Source organism: Synechococcus sp. RC10B2 (assembly GCF_047502635.1).
Genome location: NZ_JANSHO010000018.1, coordinates 87,843 through 105,807, shown reverse-complemented (window position 1 = coordinate 105,807; position 17,965 = coordinate 87,843). Strand labels below are relative to the sequence as shown.

Genomic DNA, 17,965 nt, shown 5'->3' with positions numbered 1-17,965 from the left:
GAGCCGCTCTCAATGGCTGCCAAACCCGCGGCTACCGCCTCCCTTTTTGCCCCCACCTTTGCCCGGCTTGCGGCTGGGCTGCTGTCGCGGCGGCGCTGCAGAACGTCCTCGCCACTGGGGGCCGCCCACCGGCAGTGGGCCTCGTCCACCCGGCATCCCTGCAAGGCCGCCCAGGCTCATGCTGCGCATCATGTCGCGCATGCGCTGAAAATCGCTCACCAGCCGGCTGACATCCTCCAGCTTGTGGCCAGAGCCCAGGGCCACCCGCCGCTTGCGGCTGACGCTGCGGGCCAAGAGATCCGGGTTGCGGCGCTCTTCGGGGGTCATGGAGTTGATCATGGCCTCGGCGCGGGCCAGTTGGTCTTGTCCTTTTTGCAATTGTTCCTCGCTGATTTTGCCCATCCCCGGCATCAGCCGCAGCAGCCCCGCCAGGGATCCCATGCGCTTGATCAGGCGCATTTGTTTGAGGAAATCGGTGAAATCGAACTGGGCGGTCATCATCTTTTCCGCCATCCGGGCGGCATCTCCCAGGTCGATTTCCTCCTGGGCTTTTTCCACCAGGCTGAGGATGTCTCCCATGCCCAAAATGCGCGAGGCCATGCGATCCGGGTAAAAGGGATCCAAGGCCTCCACCTTTTCGCCGACGCCGACGAACTTGATGGGCTGGCCGGACACCTGGCGAATGGAAAGGGCTGCCCCGCCGCGGCTATCGCCGTCCAGCTTGGTGAGGATGGTGCCGGTAAGACCCAGCCGCTCGTGGAAGGCCTGGGTGAGGTTGGCGGCCTCCTGCCCGATCATGGCGTCCACCACCAGCAGGATCTCGTGGGGCTGCACCGCCGCCTTGATCCGCTCCAGCTCCGCCATCATCTCCAGGTCGATCTGCAAGCGACCGGCGGTATCCAAGATAACGTAGTCGTAGCCCTGTTCCCGCGCGGCTGCCACTCCCTGGCGGGCGATCTCGACGGGATCCGTCTTGCCCAGGTCGAAGACAGGGATCTGAATCTGCTGGCCCAGGGTCTTGAGCTGGTCGATGGCCGCCGGACGATAGATGTCGCCGGCCACCAGGAGCGGCCTTTTGCCCTGCTTGCGCAAATACAAAGCCAGCTTGGCACAGGTGGTGGTTTTGCCGGATCCCTGCAGGCCGACCATGAGCACAATGGTGGGGGGCTGTTCCGCCTGGGCAATGGGCACATTCGCCTCCCCCATTACCTTCACCAGCTCGTCGTGGACGATCTTGATAAACTGCTGGTCTGGCGTCACCCCCAGGATGACCTCAGCTCCCAGAGCGGCCTGCCGCACGTCCTCGATAAACTGCTTCACCACCTGGAGGTTGACGTCGGCGTCCAACAGGGCGCGCCGCACCTCCCGCAGGGCTTCTTGGATGTTGGTTTCGGTGATCTTGTCCTGGCCGCGCAGTTTTCTCCAGGCCAGTTCCAACTTCTCGGAGAGGGCATCAAACATGAGCGCTGTTCATCCTGTCAAGGGCTGCTAGGGCATTTCCTACCATAGTTCAATTGGGGCAGCTCCATCTTGGGGATCCCGGCCCCAGCCGCTACCTGGGCCGAGAAAGGCTGGCTACTTTACGAAAGTTTAAGCAACAATAGAAGGCGTCGCTTGCAGACTGGCCATGGTCAGCGTCGCTTCCCGCTCCTACAGCACCACCGACTGGCAGTTGGGCTATCGCTCTTTACGCCAGGAGTATGACTATTGGGCGACGGAAATCGAGGGGCGGATCCCCGAAAGGCTGCAGGGAACCCTCTTTCGCAACGGGCCTGGCAAGCTGGAGGCGGGATCCCAGCGCTACGGCCATCCCTTCGACGGCGACGGCATGGTGTGTGCCATCACCTTTATTGACGGGCGGGTGCATTTCCGCAACCGGTTTGTGCGCACTCCCGAGTTTGAGGCCGAGGAGAAGGCGGGACGGGTGCTCTACCGCGGCGTATTCGGCACCCAGAAGCCGGGAGGCTGGTGGGCCAATTTCCTCGATCTGCGCTTCAAAAACCCCGCCAACACCAACGTTATCTACCAAGGCGGCAAGCTCCTGGCGCTTTGGGAGGCCAGCGCTCCCTATCGGCTCAACCCCGCCACCTTGGCCACCGAAGGGAGCGAGACCTTTGCCGGTGCCCTTGCCCCCAACCAGCCGTTTACGGCGCATCCCCGCCGGGATCCAGCCACGGGGGATCTCATGGCCTTTGGGGTGCAGACAGGACCTTCCTCCACGCTGCTGTTTTACCGCGTCGACGCCCAAGGAAGGCTGGTGGAAAAGCGGGACTACCGCCTGCCGGGTTTTGCCTTTCTGCACGACTTTGTCTGGACGCCCCGCTACTGGATCTTTTTCCAGAATCCGGTGGCCTTCAACCCCTTGCCCTATATGCTGGGCCTGCAGCCGGCGGGCACCTGCTTGACCCTAAAAAAAGGAGAGCCCACCCGCATTTGGCTATTTCCCCAACAGGGCGAGCCGCTGCAACTGCAAACGGAGCCGGGGTTTGTTTTCCACTTTGTCAACGGCTACGAGGTTGGGGATCAGGTGGTGGTGGATGCCGTTCTCTACGAAGCCTACCCTGCCCTGGAGCCAGGGGCTGACTACTTGCAAATTGACTTTGCCCAGGTGCCAGCCGGCAAGCTGTGGCGCTTTGAGCTGGATCCCAAGGCGGGCAAGGTTAAGCGGGAGCTACTGCTGGATCGCTCGGTGGAGTTTCCGGCTATCCATCCGGCCCGTATGGGGGGATCCCATCGCTACATCTACATTGGGGCTACCCATGCTCCCGGCCCCAACGCCCCCCTGCAGGCCATTCTCAAGTTGGACACGACAACAGGCCGCAGCGAGCAGTACAGCTTTGCCCCCCGCGGCTTTGTGGGAGAGCCGGTATTCATCCCCGATCCTGAGGACGCTGCAGAGGAAGCCGGCTGGATTGTAACAGTGGTCTTTGATGCCGCCAGTCAGCGCTCGCAGGTGGTGATCCTGGATGCCTCAGACCTGGCTGCCGGCCCGGTGGCGCGGATCCCCTTGCGGCATCACATTCCCTACGGCCTCCACGGCAGTTTCACCCCTCAGACATGGGTAGAGGCCAGATAGGGAAGGGATCTTGGCATGGCTGGGTTAGTCCCGGGCCGCCGGGCGCGAGCTGAGGAAAAGGTGCGGCTCTGTAGCTCAACATTCTGCAACCTGGGCCGGAGCAGTTGCTACTATCGGCTAGACTTCAGCTACAGTGTTGACAACCGCTGAACCGCGACTTGTTGGGCGCAGGCCTTGGGCGGGTCTGCTAAGCTGACGGGAGGAAAAGAGGAAGGCTGGTAAAGCTCGGTGGTGTGTTGAGCGGGTCTTGGGTCAAGGGCAGAGGTAAGCCCTGTTTTGGCAACGGCAGATGTCTTGCACTGCCTCCCAGCGTCGTCGCCCACCGCTGGGCATTCTGGTAAACATCCTGGATTGACTGCAGCGGAACCGTTACGATGTCCTCAGATCTGAGACCTCCCCTTCGAATTGTACGGCCCCCCAGGCCCACCTCAACCAGCGAGCCCAGGGGATCAGCTCAAGATGTCGGGTCAGCTGCTGGTGGGGGCCAGCCTGTTGTCGCCGCCGCCGCTACGCTAGAGCAGAAGAAAGCGATGGGGAGAGAGCGACCTTGCCTGGAGCCCATCCCGCCGCCCGGGGAGAAGATGCAGTACCGGGCGATTGGCCTCATCGAGGGGCGTTACATTCCCTCGCCCAACCACTTCACTCGCGGGATTTTGCGCACCTCGGATGGTTTAGATCTCAATGCGGTACTGCTAGGCCGGGTGATGAGCCTGGTGCGCAAGTACCTGAAGCCGGAACGCAACTATTTGTGGGTGGTCTATCCCCGCACCCGCGACAAGAGCCAGGATCTGCACGTGCAGTTGATGGGGGTGTGGGCCCCAGAAGAAATGGGGCAAACTCTGCCAGAGGGATCCCGTCCGACGGTGGTGCCGGACTGGTTTTCCATTCGCGGCGAGGTCGTTTTCCAATCGCAGGAAAAAGGGTTCATTATCGTCAAAATCCGTCAATCCGGCAAAAAGAACTCCGCCGGCTCTTCCCCTCAGCGGGCCCAGACGGCCAAGGGCGCCGCATCGCCTGCGGCAACAGCTCCCAAGCCTCAGGCTTTTAAACTGCGCCTGATCGGATCCTTGCCGGGCAAAGGAGTGGGCATCTTCTGGGATCTGCAGGTGCGCCGCCGCGGATCCCTGCTCTACGTGGAGGCAGGAACTCCCATCGGTCCTGTGCTCAAGGCGCCGCCACGCCCGAAGCGTTCCACTCCCCGCCCCAAACTCAAGAAACACTCTCCCCCCTCCACTCGCGGGCAACAGCTAAGCTCAGCTCAACCTTATTCGCCCTCGGATCCTGCCAAAGCACCCAAGCCAGCTAAGCCGATCAAGAAAAAACCTCTGTAGCCTCCATTCCTGGATACGAAGTTGTCTCTACTGCACTTCTGATATTGACCTCGTTGTAATAAACCTTTCACCGTGGTTGCGACATGGCAGAGTCAAACCCCCCTCCCAACAAAGATGAATTTATTTCCCCTCGCTATCCCTACTGGGGTGAGATAAAGCCGCAGAACTTAATTTTCGATGCCAATCTCCAAGAATTTAGCAATAAGGTGTCGCTGATTTGTAGCTTAGAAACGGGGGGCAAGATCACGCCGGAAGAGGCCTATCGCCAAATTAAAGAGCTGTGGAAACAGCTCAAACAGACCAAAAAAGCCATCCTTGACGATCCCAGGTGGAATGAACCTCCTCCCGAGTTACCGGAGGAAGAGTAGCGGGCCGGATCCTCCAGTTCGAAGCGCTCCTAGCTTAACCGCAAACAGTGTACACTGGGGGCGGATGCCAGGCCCATTCAGGGGACATGCGGACTTTTCCTTCTCCGGAGGTGCTCCGTCGGCTGCCGGCTGGGGCTGCCGATGGGGCCATCATTTTGGGTACGTTGGTTCTCCTGGGCTTGGTGGCGCAGGTGGGGGCAGGGACTTTTGAGCGGTTTCAGCCGCCGGCGGTGGTACCTCATATCGACTTGGATCCGCGCAACCTGCCCTACTACGCCGCCCGCTCCACCTTGCGCATGTTCATCGCCCTCGCCTTTTCCACCCTTTTTACCCTGATCTACGGGTATATCGCCGCCAAAAGTCGCTGGGCGGAGCGAATTTTGATCCCTTTGCTGGACATCCTGCAATCGGTGCCGGTGTTGGGGTTTCTCTCCATCACCGTTACCGGCTTTATCGCGCTTTTTCCCGGCAGCCTGCTGGGGCTGGAGGCAGCTTCTATCTTCGCCATCTTCACCAGCCAGGTCTGGAACATGACTTTTTCTTTTTACCAATCCTTGCGCACCCTGCCGCAGGAGCTGGTGGAAGCGGTCACCCTCTACCGCCTATCCGGCTGGCAGCGCTTCGTCCAGTTGGAAGTGCCTGCGGCGATGGTGGGCCTCATCTGGAACGCCATGATGAGTTTTGGCGGGGGGTGGTTCTTTGTGGCCGCCAGCGAGGCCATCAGCGTGCTCAACCAGGAATATACGCTGCCGGGGTTGGGATCCTATGTGGAAGCTGCCGTCCAGGCGGAAGATCTGCCCAAGTTGGGTTGGGCGCTTTTGACCATGGCGGTGGTGATTCTGCTGGTGGATCAGCTCTTTTGGCGGCCTCTGGTGGCCTGGTCGGATAAGTTTCGCCTGGAGCAGAGCGCCGGCGCGGCTGCCCCGGAGTCGTGGCTGTACGATCTGCTAACCACGGCGCGGATCCCACGGCTGATTGGCAATTGGCTAGCTCCCTCCAGAGAATTGGCGGATCGGCTGTTGTCCCATTTAACTCGCCTGCGCTGGGGGGATCCACCCAATCCAGAGGCGGAGCGACGCCGCGAGCGGCTGTTGACTCAGCTCTCTTGGGCTGCCATTGCCGGGATCGGGATTTGGATTGTTTATTTTGTAACCACCACCGTGGGCTTTGGGGAGGTGCTGCTGACCTTTGGGCTGGGGATCCTCACCCTGCTGCGGGTCAGCGTGCTGTTGGTTTTCGCCACCGTGATCTGGACGCCGATTGGGGTGGCCATCGGCTTTAATCCAGGCCTGGCGAAGCTGCTGCAGCCGGTGGTGCAATTTCTGGCAGCTTTTCCGGCCAATTTCCTCTTTCCGTTTGCCACCTTGTTTTTTATCCGCACCCAGATCAGCATTGAGTGGGGCAGCATTTTGCTCATGTCGCTCGGTGCGCAGTGGTACATTCTTTTCAATTCCATTGCCGGCGCCCAGAGCATCCCCACCGATTTGCGCGAAATGGCCGTGGATGTGGGCTTGCGGGGATGGCAGCGCTGGCAAAAGCTGATTATTCCGGGGATCTTTTCCGCCTGGGTTACCGGGGGGATCACGGCCAGCGGCGGGGCTTGGAACGCTAGCATTGTCTCGGAGATCGTGGCCTGGGGATCCACCACTCTTAAGGCTACAGGATTGGGCACCTATATTGCGGAAGCAACGGCGGTGGGAGATTGGCCCCGCATCACTTTGGGCATTGGCATGATGAGCTTGTTTGTGGTGGGCATCAATCGCCTTTTCTGGCGGCGGTTGTATCAATTGGCGGAAGAAAAATATCACCTTTAATCTTTGAGGCCATCTGATATGAGCTCTGCGGCTTCTCCGGTTCTGATCGAGGTTGAGAAGGTCTACAAGCGCTTCCCTTTGCCGGAGGGCAAGGGCGAGTTTACAGTTTTAAGCCAGATCGATTTGCAAGTGCGGGCGGGGGAAGTTTTGGCTTTGTTGGGCCGCAGCGGCAGCGGCAAAAGCACCCTGCTGCGCATCATGGCGGGCCTGATCCCGCCTAGCGAAGGGCGGGTGTTGAGCAATGGCCGACCCCTGCGGGGCCCCAACCCGGATGTGGCCATGGTGTTTCAGAGTTTTGCTCTCTTGCCCTGGCTGACGGTGCAAGAAAATGTGGAGCTGGGGCTGCAGGCTCAAGGGATCCCGCGCCAGATCCGGCGGCAAAGGGCCCTCAAGGCCATCGACCTGGTGGGCCTGGATGGGTTTGAGAACGCCTACCCCAAGGAACTCTCGGGGGGCATGAAGCAGCGGGTGGGCTTTGCCCGCGCCTTTGTCTTGGAACCCAAGGTGCTGTTTATGGATGAGCCCTTCAGCGCCCTGGACGTGCTGACGGCGGAGAACCTGCGGGGGGAGATCGACGAGCTGTGGAACACCCAGGCTTTCCCTTCCCAGAGCATTCTCATCGTTACCCACAACATCGAAGAGGCCGTGTTTTTGGCGGATCGGGTGGTGATCCTGGGATCCAACCCGGGGCGGATCCGGGGAGAGGTGAAAATCGACCTGCCGCGGCCCCACGAACGTACGGATCCCCGCTTCAAGTCCTTGGTGGACTACATCTACGAGATCATGACCAATCCGGAGATCCCGGTCACCGGCGAGGTGGCTGTCCCCAGCCGGGTGGGCAGCAGGGCACCCTCTCCCTACGCGCTGCCCCTGCCTCATGCGCGGGTGGGCGGCATCAGCGGTTTGCTGGAGCTGATTGTGGAATGGCCCCAGGGACGGGTGGAGATTGCCGAGCTGGCCGAGCGGCTGCAACTGGCCGTGGACGATCTGCTGCCGATTTTGGATGCGGCGGTGCTGTTGGGCTTTGCCGAGGTAACCGGCAGGGTGGTACAACTGACCGAGATCGGCCAGGACTTTGCCAACACCACCATCTTGCGCAGCAAGGATCTCTTCCGACAGCAGCTTTTGGCACGGGTGCCGGTCTTCAAGAGCATCCTGCAGACTCTGGAAGAAAAAAACAGCCGCTCCATGCGGGCGGACTTCTTCTTGGATCTCTGGGACGAACATTTTCCCCACGAGGAAGCTGAACGGCAGTTTGCTACAGCCGTTGACTGGGGCCGCTACGCGGAGCTCTTTGAGTACGATGCTTCGGAAGAGCGGCTGTATCTCCCGGATCCCAGCGAAAGCTCCGCCGCTTCTGAGCCCGTCGGCCTCGATTCCCGTTCTGGCTAGGGCCGGCTTGGCTCTGCCTTTTCCAGAGCTGTGTTGTAGGGCAGAGGTACGATGCCTGTCTCAGAAAGCCCAAAGATTTATAGCCGTTTCAAACAAAATACATAAGACACCACCCAAGCACCCCGCGCCGCTACCTTCACCCCCAGCTCCTCCCCCTGTGGGAGAGGGGAGCCCCGGAGCGCTGCACAGTTTTCATCTCTAGCTTCTGTTCGAAGGGAGAAGAGAGCTAGGGATCGACGCGACGAACCATTTTGCTGCCGCCCTACTCATAAATCCAGCTTTGGGTGGCGGGCGTCCAATTTACCAGCTCAGATTCCTGAAACCAAAGGGCGATCTCCCGTTGGGCGGTCTCAGGGCCATCGGAGCCGTGGACGAGGTTGCGGCCTATGTCGATGCCGAAATCGCCGCGGATGGTGCCCGGCTCGGCGTCCAAAGGGTTGGTCTTGCCGATGAGCTTGCGGGCGGCGGCAATCACCCCTTTGCCCTGCCAGACCATGGCCACCACCGGCCCCGAGGTGATGAACTTCACCAATCCGGGGAAGAAGGGGCGCTCCCTGTGCTCGGCATAGTGGGCTTCCGCCAGCTCTTGGCTCACCTGCACCAGTTTCAGGCCCACCAACTGGTAGCCTCGGCTTTCCAGGCGCTGGATGATGCTGCCCACCAGCCCCCGCTGCACGCCGTCTGGCTTAATGGCGATAAAGGTGCGCTCCATGGGATCTCCCCTTGTTGTTACTAATCTTCACCGTTATCCTTGTACCGGATTGGGGATCCCCAGTGCAAGGGTGTCTAGGATCCCACCACGGCCAAGGCCAGGAAGCCACTCCCCACCACCGCGATGGCCCAGCCGGCCCAGCGCAGCAAGCCCGGGATCCGCGACCCCCAGGTTTCAGCCGCCCAGAGGGCAAAAAGTGCCACTCCGTACTGAACCAAGCTCAAGCCCAGCAAATAGCCCAGCCAAGGCATGGGTTCGGCGCCGATGATCGCCTCGGCATAGGCATAGCCATGGAATAGCCCCGCCAGGGATCCCCACAGGAGCAAAAGCCAACTTGGGATCTGCCGCGATTGGGCCAGCAGCAGGCCAAAGAGCACCACCGAGCTGGCGATGACCAACTCCGTCAGCCCCAGGGGATCCCAGCCGGCCAGGTGGATCCCAGTGCCCACCAGACCTGCCAACACAAAGCCCAAAGGGATCCCGTAGCGCCAGGGTTGCCTTGCCGCAATTAAGCCAATGGCCACCACAAAGGCCAGGTGATCTGGGCCGATCACCGGATGGGCCAGGCCCGACAAAAACCCCTCCCACCCCGTGGCGGGCAATCTCCCGCCCAAGGCGTGGTGGGCAAAAGCCGGCCCAGAGGCCAGCCAGGCGATCCCCGCCCCCAGTCCAACGGCCCAGCCGCGGCCCACCTGAGCAGGCAAGGACAAAGGTCGCTGCCACTGCCAAGACATGCTTTTTGCTACCTCACGATTGAACCTATGCGAATGGGTCTAAGCTTGCTGTACCAACAGGCGGGTTTTCTGGGCAAGTTCAAAGGCGCTCGCTGTACCCTTGCAAGTTCTCCGGCTCAAATTGGCGCAAGATCCGCGTGGCCTCGCGCAGGCGGGTTTCGTTCTCTTCCTCCACAATGAGTACGTACTTACCCGCATCGAGGCGGTTGCGGTAGGCCAAAGCATCGCCGGAGCCACTGGTCAGGCCCACCCCGCCCCCGACAAAAAAGCTGCCCATGGCCCCGCTCAGCGCACCCAGCAGGCCGCCGATGAGGTGGTTGCCCAGGGATCCCGCCCAGGCAAAGGTATCCAGGCCGCTGAGGACGCTGAACCCCACCCCGGCCAAAAAGCCAAAGGGCACCAGCCAGATGGCCAGGCGCTGCATCTGGCGGCGGGCCGCTTGGGCCGGATCGATCAGCCCAAACTCGTCCGCCGTTTTGTAGCCTCGCCCCAGTAGGTGCAGCCGCTGCAGGGGAAAGCCAGCCTGTTCCAGGGCGCTGTAGGCCGCCTCGGCAGCCATGCGATCCGGCAGTACTGCAATGAGGTAACTCATAGGTAGCTCATGGGATAATCTGTGCCCGTCATCGGCCAATTCCATTGTCTCCTGAGTTTGGGGAGGGATCCCGGTGGCCCAGTCTGTCAGCCTCTACCAGCGCTTCTATGAGGTCGTGCGGCGGATCCCGCCAGGGCGGGTGGCCACCTATGGGCAGGTGGCGCGGCTGGCCGGCTACCCTGGCTACGCCCGCCAGGTGGGCTATGCCCTGTTTCGCCTGCAAGGTCAAGAGACCGATATCCCGTGGCATCGGGTGATCAACGCCCAAGGGCGCATCTCCTACTCCCCTTTTCGCCTCGGCTACGACGAGCTGCAAAAAGTTCTACTCCAAGCCGAAGGGATCCCCTTCGACGCCGAGGGCCGGGTGGACTTGCAACAATTTGGCTGGGATCCAGGGGAAGCTTAACCTAAACTTGACCTAACCTTAGACAGGCCATAACGAAACCCCCATCCCACCCCTGGTAACGTAAACTACCCGACACCCGCGCTATGCGCAGGGTGCGGGCTTTATCCCAATCCCTAGCGGCCCCAGAGGACAGCTAAGTTTCGGAATTTCAGGCGAGTTTACAGTCGCCCCAAGGAGAGAGATCACCTGAGCAGCGTTATGGTCAGCATCCCCTTCCCACCCACAATGCCCACACTTGAACGACTTACCATTGCGGTAGGACTTACCCCGCTCAGGGTGGATGTGCAGGCATTTATGGCAGGTCTGGCTGGTGTAGGCAGGCGGCACCAGCACCACAGGTACTCCAGCAATGGCAGCCTTGTAGGCCACAAACATCCTGAGCTGGTAGAACGCCCAGTTGTTAGTCCTGCGCCGCTCAGCCTTACTCCGAGACTTCTGATTCAAGCAATCTCTGATGCCTGTCAAGTCTTCAAAAGCCAGTGCCGCACCAATAGCCTGGGCATCCCTGACCAAGGTTTTGCTGATGTTATGGTTCAGCCATGTCTGGTAGCGCCGTTCTCTCCCAGAGAGCCTTCTCAGCAGCCTCCTAGAGCTGCGAGTGCGTTTGGATTGAACCTTGGCGCGTACACGGCTGAACCGGTCACGGACGGCCTGGATGTGTTCTCCACTCCAAGAGCGCCCGTTGCTAGCGGTGGCGATATCCCGCCTGCCCAAGTCAACTCCGATTACCTTTGGAGTTTTACCGGTCGGGGGAGTGTCCAACTCAACCGCAATGTTGATGTAGTAGTCCCCTTGCTTGGTCTTGGACAGAGTAGCGCTGGTGGGCGTTTGCCCCCGCAGCAAAGCGATTTGATAACCGCCAATCTTGAGCTTGAGCCAAACCCGTCCGCTCATCAGGGTCACGCCCACGGCTTGGTCGGACTCTCGGTACTTAAAAGTACGCACATCCAAAGTCAGGCTGGTGGGGCGAAACTTGTGGACTTGTTTCACCGCTTTGGCGTTGCTAATCACACGGCGGAGCGCCTGACAGACGTGGTTGGCTTTCAGCCCCGTTGCTGCCCTTACCGGCCGATAGACCAAGTGGTGCAGCTTGGCGGTGTTCCAGCAGTTCTTTTGTTTGGCGGTGTCGAGAATCTGGTTGCAAGCATTCGCAAAGCCCTGCAAAGTGCGGTCAATTTCTTGACGCAACTCTTGTGGGACTATCAGCTTGCAACGTACAGAGATAGTCTGGCTCATGGGCTTATTGTAGTTCATCCAGACTTTGGCCGGCAAACCTATATAGAGGAGGGCTTTCCTCCCGACACCAAGCCTGCGGCTATGGTGCGGGCCTCCAGCCCGAAAATTTGGTGAACGCGGATGCGTCCTCTCTTGCGGATGGAGTGAAGGAATTGTCATGAAACCAGCTTGTCGCGCTCGAGGGTCTGCCCCTGCCAAGAGATGGCTTCCGGCTTGGCTGAACCCTCTGGCCAAGTCCCTGTGGGTTGGGCTGTGCTGCCTGGTGCTGAGCCTGGCCAGCGCCTGCGGTACCAGCAGCAGCTCAGTTCCCCCGTCCGGCGGCGGGGCAGGGTTTATCGCCTCGGATCCCAACGTCACCCTCTCCACTCAGCCGCCCGCTTTTACGCTGCAGATTTTGCACGCCAGCGACTTGGAAGCTTCCATTGCCGCCGTTCAGGATGCCCCCCGCTTCTCCGCCGTGGTCAACGCGCTGCGGCCCGCATTTCCCAACACGGTGGTGCTCTCCAGCGGCGACAACTACATTCCCAGCCCCTTCTACAACGCCAGCGCGGATCCCTCGCTGCGGGGCCGGTATGACCGCACCCCTGGCAAAGCCGACATTGAAATCATCAACGCCATCGGCTTCGAGGCGGCTGCCTTTGGCAACCATGAATTTGACCAAGGCACACGCCAAATTCGCGACTTGATCCGACCCGACACCAGCCGCGGCTACGCGGGCGCCCGCTTTCCCTACTTGAGCGCCAACCTCAGCTTCAGCGGCACTGGCGAATTGACCAGCTCTGACTTTGCTGCCGATGGCCAAGAGGCCAGCTCCATCCGCGGCAAGATCGTCAAGACGGCGGTGATTACGGTGGGAGGGCAGCGGATCGGCCTGGTGGGTGCCACCACTACGCGCCTGGCCGCCATCTCTAGCCCTGGCCCTGAGGTGAGGGTGGAAGGCAAAGTGGACGACACCGACCAGGTGAATGCCGCCCTCATCCAGAACTTCGTCAACCAGCTCACCGGCCAGGGCATTAACAAGATCATCCTCCTGGCCCACCTGCAGCAGCTCCAAAACGAGGTAACCCTAGCCAGCCAACTGCGGGATGTGGACATCATCATCGCCGGCGGCTCCCACCGGGTGATCGCCAAGCCCACCGACCGCCTGCGCCCTGAAGATGTGCGCACAGGTGACTACCCCATCCTGCGCTCCTCGGCCAGCGGCCAACCCGTGGCAGTGGTGAACACCGGCGCCAACTACCGCTACGTGGGCCGCTTGGTGGTCGGTTTCGACGCCAACGGGGTGATTGCCCGCATCGATCCGGTGAGCGGCGCCTATGCCACCGACGACCAAGGGGTAGCAGCCGTGCGCGGCACCCCCAACCCCGACGTGGTGCGGATCGCCAACGAGATCGGCAACATCATCCGCACCAAGGATGGCCGCACCTTTGGCTCTACCACCCAATTCCTCAACGGCCTGCGGGCCGAGGTGCGCACCGAGGAAACCAACCTGGGCAACCTCACGGCGGATGCCAATTTGGCCTATGCCAGAACGGTTGACCCCACCACCGTCATCTCCCTCAAAAACGGCGGCGGCATTCGCGCTCCCATTGGAGCTACCACCGGCGGTGGCGGCGGCGAGCCGGTGCGGCGGATCCCTCCGCTGGCCAACCCCGATGCCGGCAAGCAGGCGGGCCAAGTTTCGCAACTGGATATCGAAACTTCCCTTGCCTTTAACAACGGCCTGTCGCTGGTGACGGTTACCGCTGAGGAGCTGAAGCAACTGATGGAACATGGGGTGGCGCAAAGCCAGCCGGGGGCCACGCCGGGCCGTTTCCCGCAGATCGGCGGCTTTGCCTTCAGCTTCGATCCCTCGCGGCCACCGGGATCCCGCGTGGTCTCCTTGCGGGTGGACACGCCCACCGGCCGGGATGTGGTGGTGCGCAACGGCCAGTTGCAAGGGGATCCCCGCCGTACCTTCCGCCTGGTGACGTTGGGCTTTTTGGCCGACGGCGGGGATGACTATCCCTTTCCGCGCCTGTCTAACCCCAACCGGGTGAACTTGGCTCCCAGCTCCGGCAACAGCTTCGATACCCCCGGCAGCGAGCAGGATGCCCTGGCCCGCTACTTGCGGCAGATCGGCGTGTTTACCCAAGCCGACACTCCGGCTGCCCAAGATACCCGCATCCAGAACCTGTCGGTGCGCCAAGATACGGTGCTGCAGGGCTTGTAGGCTGGGCTACTCTCAACCGGTGGATGAAGCCAACCGCCCCTCTCCTCTCTGGGGAGAGGGGATGGTTTTAATGAGGAGCCATTCAGCATTCTCGACCCAATAGAATATGCCACCATAGTGCTGCGGGTAGCGCTAGACACGCCAACGCCCCATGAGCCTGTCAAACCCATCTTCTCTGGCCGCCCCCCCGCTCGCTTCTTGGAGAGTGCAGCCGGATCCCGTCCTCATCCTTGGAGCCGGTCTAATGGGGCGCCTGTTGGCTGCCACCCTGGTCGAGGTCGGGCATTCTGTGCGCATTGTGGAGGCAGCTTCTCCCACTGCCCCTGAGAGCAGCGCGGCCCATCTGGCTGCTGCTATGCTGGCTCCTCTGGCGGAGTCTGCCGTCGCCGAGGCCAGCGTAGTAGCGCAGGGGTACTATGCCCTCTCCCGCTGGCCCGCCCTTCTGGCCAGCCTGCCAGAGCCGGTTTTCTTTCAGCAGGAGGGCACTGTGATCCTTTGGCACCGCCAAGATGCCGGGGAAGCCAAGCGTTTCTCGGCCCTACTGGCTGCTGTAGGGGAACGCCTTCCCCATCTCCCCAAGCCTCAGCAACTAGATGCCCAGGCGCTGGCCGAGCTGGAGCCCTCGCTGGCCGGGCGATTTGGGCAGGGCCTGTATCTTCCCCAGGAGGGCCAACTGGACAACCGCCAACTGCTGGCTGCTTTGCTGGCCAAATTGCGCCAGCACGGGGTGGAGGTGGAGTGGGGCCGCCCCTGGGATCTGGAGCAGGCGCGAGCTTGGCAGGAGCAAACCGGCGGGTGGGTTTTGGACTGCCGCGGCCTGGGATCCCGAAAAGAATGGGGCGGACAGGCACCGCTGCGGGGAGTTAGGGGCGAAGTGGTACGTCTGTATGCCCCGGAAGTATCTTTGCGGCGCCCGACCCGGCTGTTGCACCCCCGCTACCCGATCTACATCGCTCCCAAGCCGGGGCACCTGTTTGTGGTGGGAGCTACCGAAATCGAATCTGAAGATCGCTCGCCGGTGAGTGTCCGCTCGGCTCTGGAGCTGCTCAGCGCCGCCTACGCCGTGCATCCTGCCTTTGCCGAAGCGCGTATCCTGGAGTTAGGCAGCCAATGTCGCCCCACCTTGGCAGATCATCTCCCCGCAGTGGTGGAGCGCTCCCCGCGGCTGTTGCAGATCAACGGCCTCTACCGCCATGGTTTCCTCATCTCCCCCGCCATTCACGATGCCGTTTTGGAGTACCTCCACCACGGCAGTTGCCGCTTGGCGCAGCAGCTTGGGATCCCCTTTCAGGTGCAGGCTGCCCCTCTTGCCGGTGAATCCCTATCGCCATGCGTGTCTTGATCAACCAAAAGCCTTACGATCTGCCGGAGGGCACCACGTTGGCCGAGGCGATAGCCCAGGTGGGGGCCAGCGGCCCTTTTGCGGTGGCGGTTAACTTGGAGTTTGTGCCACGCGACCGCTACGAGCAAACCCGTTTGCAAGAAGGCGACCGGGTGGAGATCGTCGTGCCGGTTGCCGGCGGCTAGTGCCCGATTGCCTCCCCTCAAATCCCGCATTGTTGCCCCTCAGCGATGTCCACTCTTCTTCCTGTCTCCCCTTCAACTCGGGCCGATGAGGATCCCTTGGTGCTCTACGGCCAAGCGCTGCCCAGCCGCCTGCTGCTGGGGACAGCCCGCTATCCTTCGCCGGCTATTTTGGAGCAGGCGGTGGCGCGGGCCCAGCCCTGTTTGTTGACCGTTTCCCTGCGGCGCCAGGGGGCGCTGGGGCCGGAAGCTTCCCAGGGGTTCTGGGCCTTGCTGCAGAAGCTAGGGATCCCGGTTCTGCCCAACACCGCCGGCTGCCACAGCGTGCAGGAGGTAGTCACGACGGCGGAGATGGCGCGGGAGGTGTTCGGCACCGACTGGATCAAGCTAGAGCTGATTGGCGATGACTACACCTTGCAACCGGATCCGGTGCAACTGCCCGCTGCCGCCGCCGAGCTGGTTCGGCGGGGGTTTAAGGTCTTGCCCTACAGCACCGACGACCTGGTGCTGTGCCAGCGGCTCTTGGATGCCGGCTGTGAGGTGGTCATGCCCTGGGCCGCCCCCATCGGCACGGGCAAAGGCCCCCTCAACCCCTACAACTTGCGCCTGCTGCGGGAGCGGATCGAGGCGCCGCTAATTGTGGATGCTGGACTGGGCCTGCCCTCCCACGCCTGCCAGGTGATGGAGTGGGGCTTCGATGGGGTGCTGTTGAATACAGCGGTGGCCCTGGCCCGGGATCCGGTGGCGATGGCCGAGGCCTTTGCGGAAGCGGTGCGCTCAGGCCGCCGGGCCTACTTGGCCGGCGCGATGACGCCTCAAGAAGCAGCTCAGCCCAGCACGCCAGTTCTCGGCACCCCCTTCTGGCACCAGGGTTAACTGCCCTATAACTCAAGCAACAGGCTTTTGCGCCTGGACGACCTGCAGGGCTCCTCCAGCGTGCAGGGTCTGCCGGACGGCTTGCCAGCCCTGCTGCTGCAGGTACTGGGGCAAGTCCAGCTTGAGGAAGTGCCAAGCAGTCTCGGTCTCAAACAGGGCTAGAAACAAAACCAGTCCAGGCCAAAGTAGGGGCTGCCGGGGCGCGTGCAAATCGAGAATTAAAAGCCCTCCCCCCGGTTTGAGCACCCGCCACCCTTCGCGCAGCACCTGTTCCAGATCGGGGAGGGGCAGCTCGTGCAGGGCCAGGCTGGTGTGTACCCAATCAAAGCTGTCGGTGGGGAAGGGCAGATCCTGGGCAAAGGCTTCCACAAATTCGACGTGGGGGAGGCGCTGGCGGGCTGCCGCCAGGGCCTTGGGGGAAGCATCCAGCCCAACGACGTTTTGGCTCAGCTCGGCCAAGATCGGGGTTACCTCAGCGGGGCCACAGCAGAGATCCAACACCCGCTCCTGGGGATGAATCTGGATCCCTTGTAGGGGCAATCGCCGCAATCGCTCGCGGCCCCCCACCGCCAGGGCCGCCGCGCGGCTGATGCTGCGGTAAAGCCAGGGAAAGCGGTAGCTCCAGTCGCGCAGGAAGGTGGCCATAAGCAGGGATCCCTGGGGGGCTTCTTCAACCTACCTGTGAGACGGCTCCCCTGTCTCCTTGCTGCCCCTCACCCCAACCTCTCTCTCGGAGGGAGAGGGGAGTTGGCCTGGCTATTTTTGCCTGAGGTGGAACTTTCTTCTGCTGGCAATCGTCTAGACCAGCAGGTCATCTTGGGCCTTTTCCCCACCCACCTGCTGGTATGACTCAGTTTGAGCTGCCTCCTTCCCCTTCCGCAAGGCCTGGCCGGCACAGCGTGGTTTGGCTGGTGGCTGCTGCCGGGCTGACGGTCTTGCTCTGGCAGTTTCCCTGGGGCAATTACCTCCTCTACCCCTTTACCCTGTTAGCCACCTGGTTTCACGAGATGGGCCATGGCCTGATGGCGCTGCTGTTGGGGGGAGAGTTTCATCGTCTCGAGATCTATCCCGACGGCTCGGGGCTGGCCATCCACAGTGGCCAGCTATTTTTGGGGCGGGTGGGGCGGGCCTTGGTAGCCGCTGCCGGGCCGATGGGGCCGCCGCTAGCCGGGGCCCTGTTCATCCTCACCTCCCGCCGCCGCGGCACAGCTCGGCTGGGGCTGGTGTTTTTGGGATCCCTGTTGTTGCTCTCGACGCTGCTCTGGGTGCGCTCTCCCTTTGGCCTGTTGTTCCTCCCGGCCATGGGTTTGGGCATCCTGGCAGTAGCTCGCTGGGCTTCTCCTTGGCTGCGGGGCTTTGCCTTGCAGTTTTTGGGGGTGCAAGCCTGTGTGAGCACCTACCACCAACTCGACTACCTGTTTGTGGAGTCTGCGGTGATTAACGGGCGGCTGGTCCTCTCGGATTCCAGCCAGATTGCCCAAAACCTGTTTTTGCCCTACTGGTTTTGGGGAGGGGTGATGGCGGTGTTCTCTTTGGTCTTGCTGATCACCAGCTTGCAACTGGCCTTTCGCGACTAGGGGGCAAAACCGCAATTTTGGAAGTGATTCCTGTCACCTAAAAATCCGTCGCCCATCACTGCCCAGCCGCAAAAACCGCCGCTACAGTAGGGGGCATGAGGAGTGAGGAGTGTGG

At 61.6% G+C, this 17,965-nt stretch carries 17 protein-coding genes; 11 read left to right on the top strand and 6 right to left on the bottom strand.

Annotation, left to right across the window (positions count from 1 at the left end; genetic code table 11):
• Positions 1-9: 9 nt before the first annotated feature.
• The gene (ffh, locus tag NW855_RS03405; protein ID WP_414346866.1) at positions 10-1,461 is read right to left on the bottom strand and encodes a signal recognition particle protein; all 1,452 of its coding nucleotides are present in this window, start codon (positions 1,459-1,461) and stop codon (positions 10-12) included.
• Between the two features lie 166 nt (positions 1,462-1,627).
• Between ffh and NW855_RS03400 the strand changes: the two genes are divergently transcribed.
• The 5 genes from NW855_RS03400 to NW855_RS03380 all read left to right on the top strand — a co-directional run bounded on the left by NW855_RS03400 (position 1,628) and on the right by NW855_RS03380 (position 7,981).
• Positions 1,628-3,076 (top strand): carotenoid oxygenase family protein, encoded by a 1,449-nt coding sequence (locus tag NW855_RS03400; protein WP_011429946.1) that lies wholly within the window; start codon positions 1,628-1,630, stop codon positions 3,074-3,076.
• 581 nt (positions 3,077-3,657) lie between these two features.
• Positions 3,658-4,407, top strand: coding sequence for a hypothetical protein (locus NW855_RS03395; protein ID WP_414508345.1), 750 nt, complete (start codon positions 3,658-3,660; stop codon positions 4,405-4,407).
• Positions 4,408-4,490: 83 nt separating this feature from the next.
• Complete coding sequence (locus NW855_RS03390) at positions 4,491-4,775, top strand: hypothetical protein (RefSeq protein ID WP_011429944.1); 285 nt, start codon at positions 4,491-4,493, stop codon at positions 4,773-4,775.
• An 86-nt stretch (positions 4,776-4,861) separates the two neighbouring features.
• On the top strand, positions 4,862-6,589 hold the full coding sequence (locus NW855_RS03385) for an ABC transporter permease (RefSeq protein WP_011429943.1): 1,728 nt from the start codon (positions 4,862-4,864) through the stop codon (positions 6,587-6,589).
• Between the two features lie 18 nt (positions 6,590-6,607).
• Positions 6,608-7,981 carry a nitrate/sulfonate/bicarbonate ABC transporter ATP-binding protein gene (locus NW855_RS03380; protein WP_099812237.1) on the top strand — a complete coding sequence of 458 codons (1,374 nt, stop codon included), beginning with the start codon at positions 6,608-6,610 and terminating at the stop codon, positions 7,979-7,981.
• A 262-nt stretch (positions 7,982-8,243) separates the two neighbouring features.
• Here NW855_RS03380 and ndk read toward each other — a convergent pair whose 3' ends face one another.
• The 3 genes from ndk to NW855_RS03365 all read right to left on the bottom strand — a co-directional run bounded on the left by ndk (position 8,244) and on the right by NW855_RS03365 (position 10,019).
• On the bottom strand, positions 8,244-8,693 hold the full coding sequence (ndk, locus tag NW855_RS03375; RefSeq protein ID WP_011429941.1) for a nucleoside-diphosphate kinase: 450 nt from the start codon (positions 8,691-8,693) through the stop codon (positions 8,244-8,246).
• Positions 8,694-8,767: 74 nt separating this feature from the next.
• Positions 8,768-9,427, bottom strand: a complete 660-nt coding sequence (locus NW855_RS03370; RefSeq protein WP_168174241.1) for a HupE/UreJ family protein — start codon at positions 9,425-9,427, stop codon at positions 8,768-8,770.
• A 79-nt stretch (positions 9,428-9,506) separates the two neighbouring features.
• Positions 9,507-10,019: a hypothetical protein gene (locus NW855_RS03365; RefSeq protein WP_414508344.1), complete on the bottom strand. Its 513-nt coding sequence runs from the start codon at positions 10,017-10,019 to the stop codon at positions 9,507-9,509.
• A gap of 73 nt (positions 10,020-10,092) precedes the next feature.
• Between NW855_RS03365 and NW855_RS03360 the strand changes: the two genes are divergently transcribed.
• On the top strand, positions 10,093-10,425 hold the full coding sequence (locus NW855_RS03360; protein ID WP_414508343.1) for an MGMT family protein: 333 nt from the start codon (positions 10,093-10,095) through the stop codon (positions 10,423-10,425).
• An 81-nt stretch (positions 10,426-10,506) separates the two neighbouring features.
• Here NW855_RS03360 and NW855_RS03355 read toward each other — a convergent pair whose 3' ends face one another.
• Positions 10,507-11,661, bottom strand: coding sequence for an RNA-guided endonuclease InsQ/TnpB family protein (locus NW855_RS03355; protein ID WP_414508342.1), 1,155 nt, complete (start codon positions 11,659-11,661; stop codon positions 10,507-10,509).
• Positions 11,662-11,818: 157 nt separating this feature from the next.
• On the opposite strand from NW855_RS03355, the gene NW855_RS03350 reads away from it, so the two are divergent.
• The 4 genes from NW855_RS03350 (at position 11,819) to NW855_RS03335 (ending at position 16,273) form a co-directional block, all read left to right on the top strand.
• Complete coding sequence (locus NW855_RS03350) at positions 11,819-13,873, top strand: bifunctional metallophosphatase/5'-nucleotidase (protein WP_414403026.1); 2,055 nt, start codon at positions 11,819-11,821, stop codon at positions 13,871-13,873.
• Positions 13,874-14,024: 151 nt separating this feature from the next.
• A complete protein-coding gene (locus NW855_RS03345) occupies positions 14,025-15,215 on the top strand; it encodes an FAD-dependent oxidoreductase (protein WP_071813508.1) in 1,191 nt (396 codons plus the stop codon).
• The gene (gene thiS / locus NW855_RS03340; protein WP_011429935.1) at positions 15,203-15,400 is read left to right on the top strand and encodes a sulfur carrier protein ThiS; all 198 of its coding nucleotides are present in this window, start codon (positions 15,203-15,205) and stop codon (positions 15,398-15,400) included. The genes NW855_RS03345 and thiS overlap by 13 nt, the downstream gene beginning before the upstream one ends.
• 45 nt (positions 15,401-15,445) lie before the next feature.
• Positions 15,446-16,273, top strand: a complete 828-nt coding sequence (locus tag NW855_RS03335; RefSeq protein ID WP_041438213.1) for a thiazole synthase — start codon at positions 15,446-15,448, stop codon at positions 16,271-16,273.
• Positions 16,274-16,285: 12 nt separating this feature from the next.
• Here NW855_RS03335 and NW855_RS03330 read toward each other — a convergent pair whose 3' ends face one another.
• Positions 16,286-16,918: a class I SAM-dependent methyltransferase gene (locus NW855_RS03330; RefSeq protein WP_011429933.1), complete on the bottom strand. Its 633-nt coding sequence runs from the start codon at positions 16,916-16,918 to the stop codon at positions 16,286-16,288.
• 200 nt (positions 16,919-17,118) lie between these two features.
• On the opposite strand from NW855_RS03330, the gene NW855_RS03325 reads away from it, so the two are divergent.
• Complete coding sequence (locus tag NW855_RS03325) at positions 17,119-17,850, top strand: M50 family metallopeptidase (RefSeq protein ID WP_011429931.1); 732 nt, start codon at positions 17,119-17,121, stop codon at positions 17,848-17,850.
• Positions 17,851-17,965 lie beyond the last annotated feature (115 nt).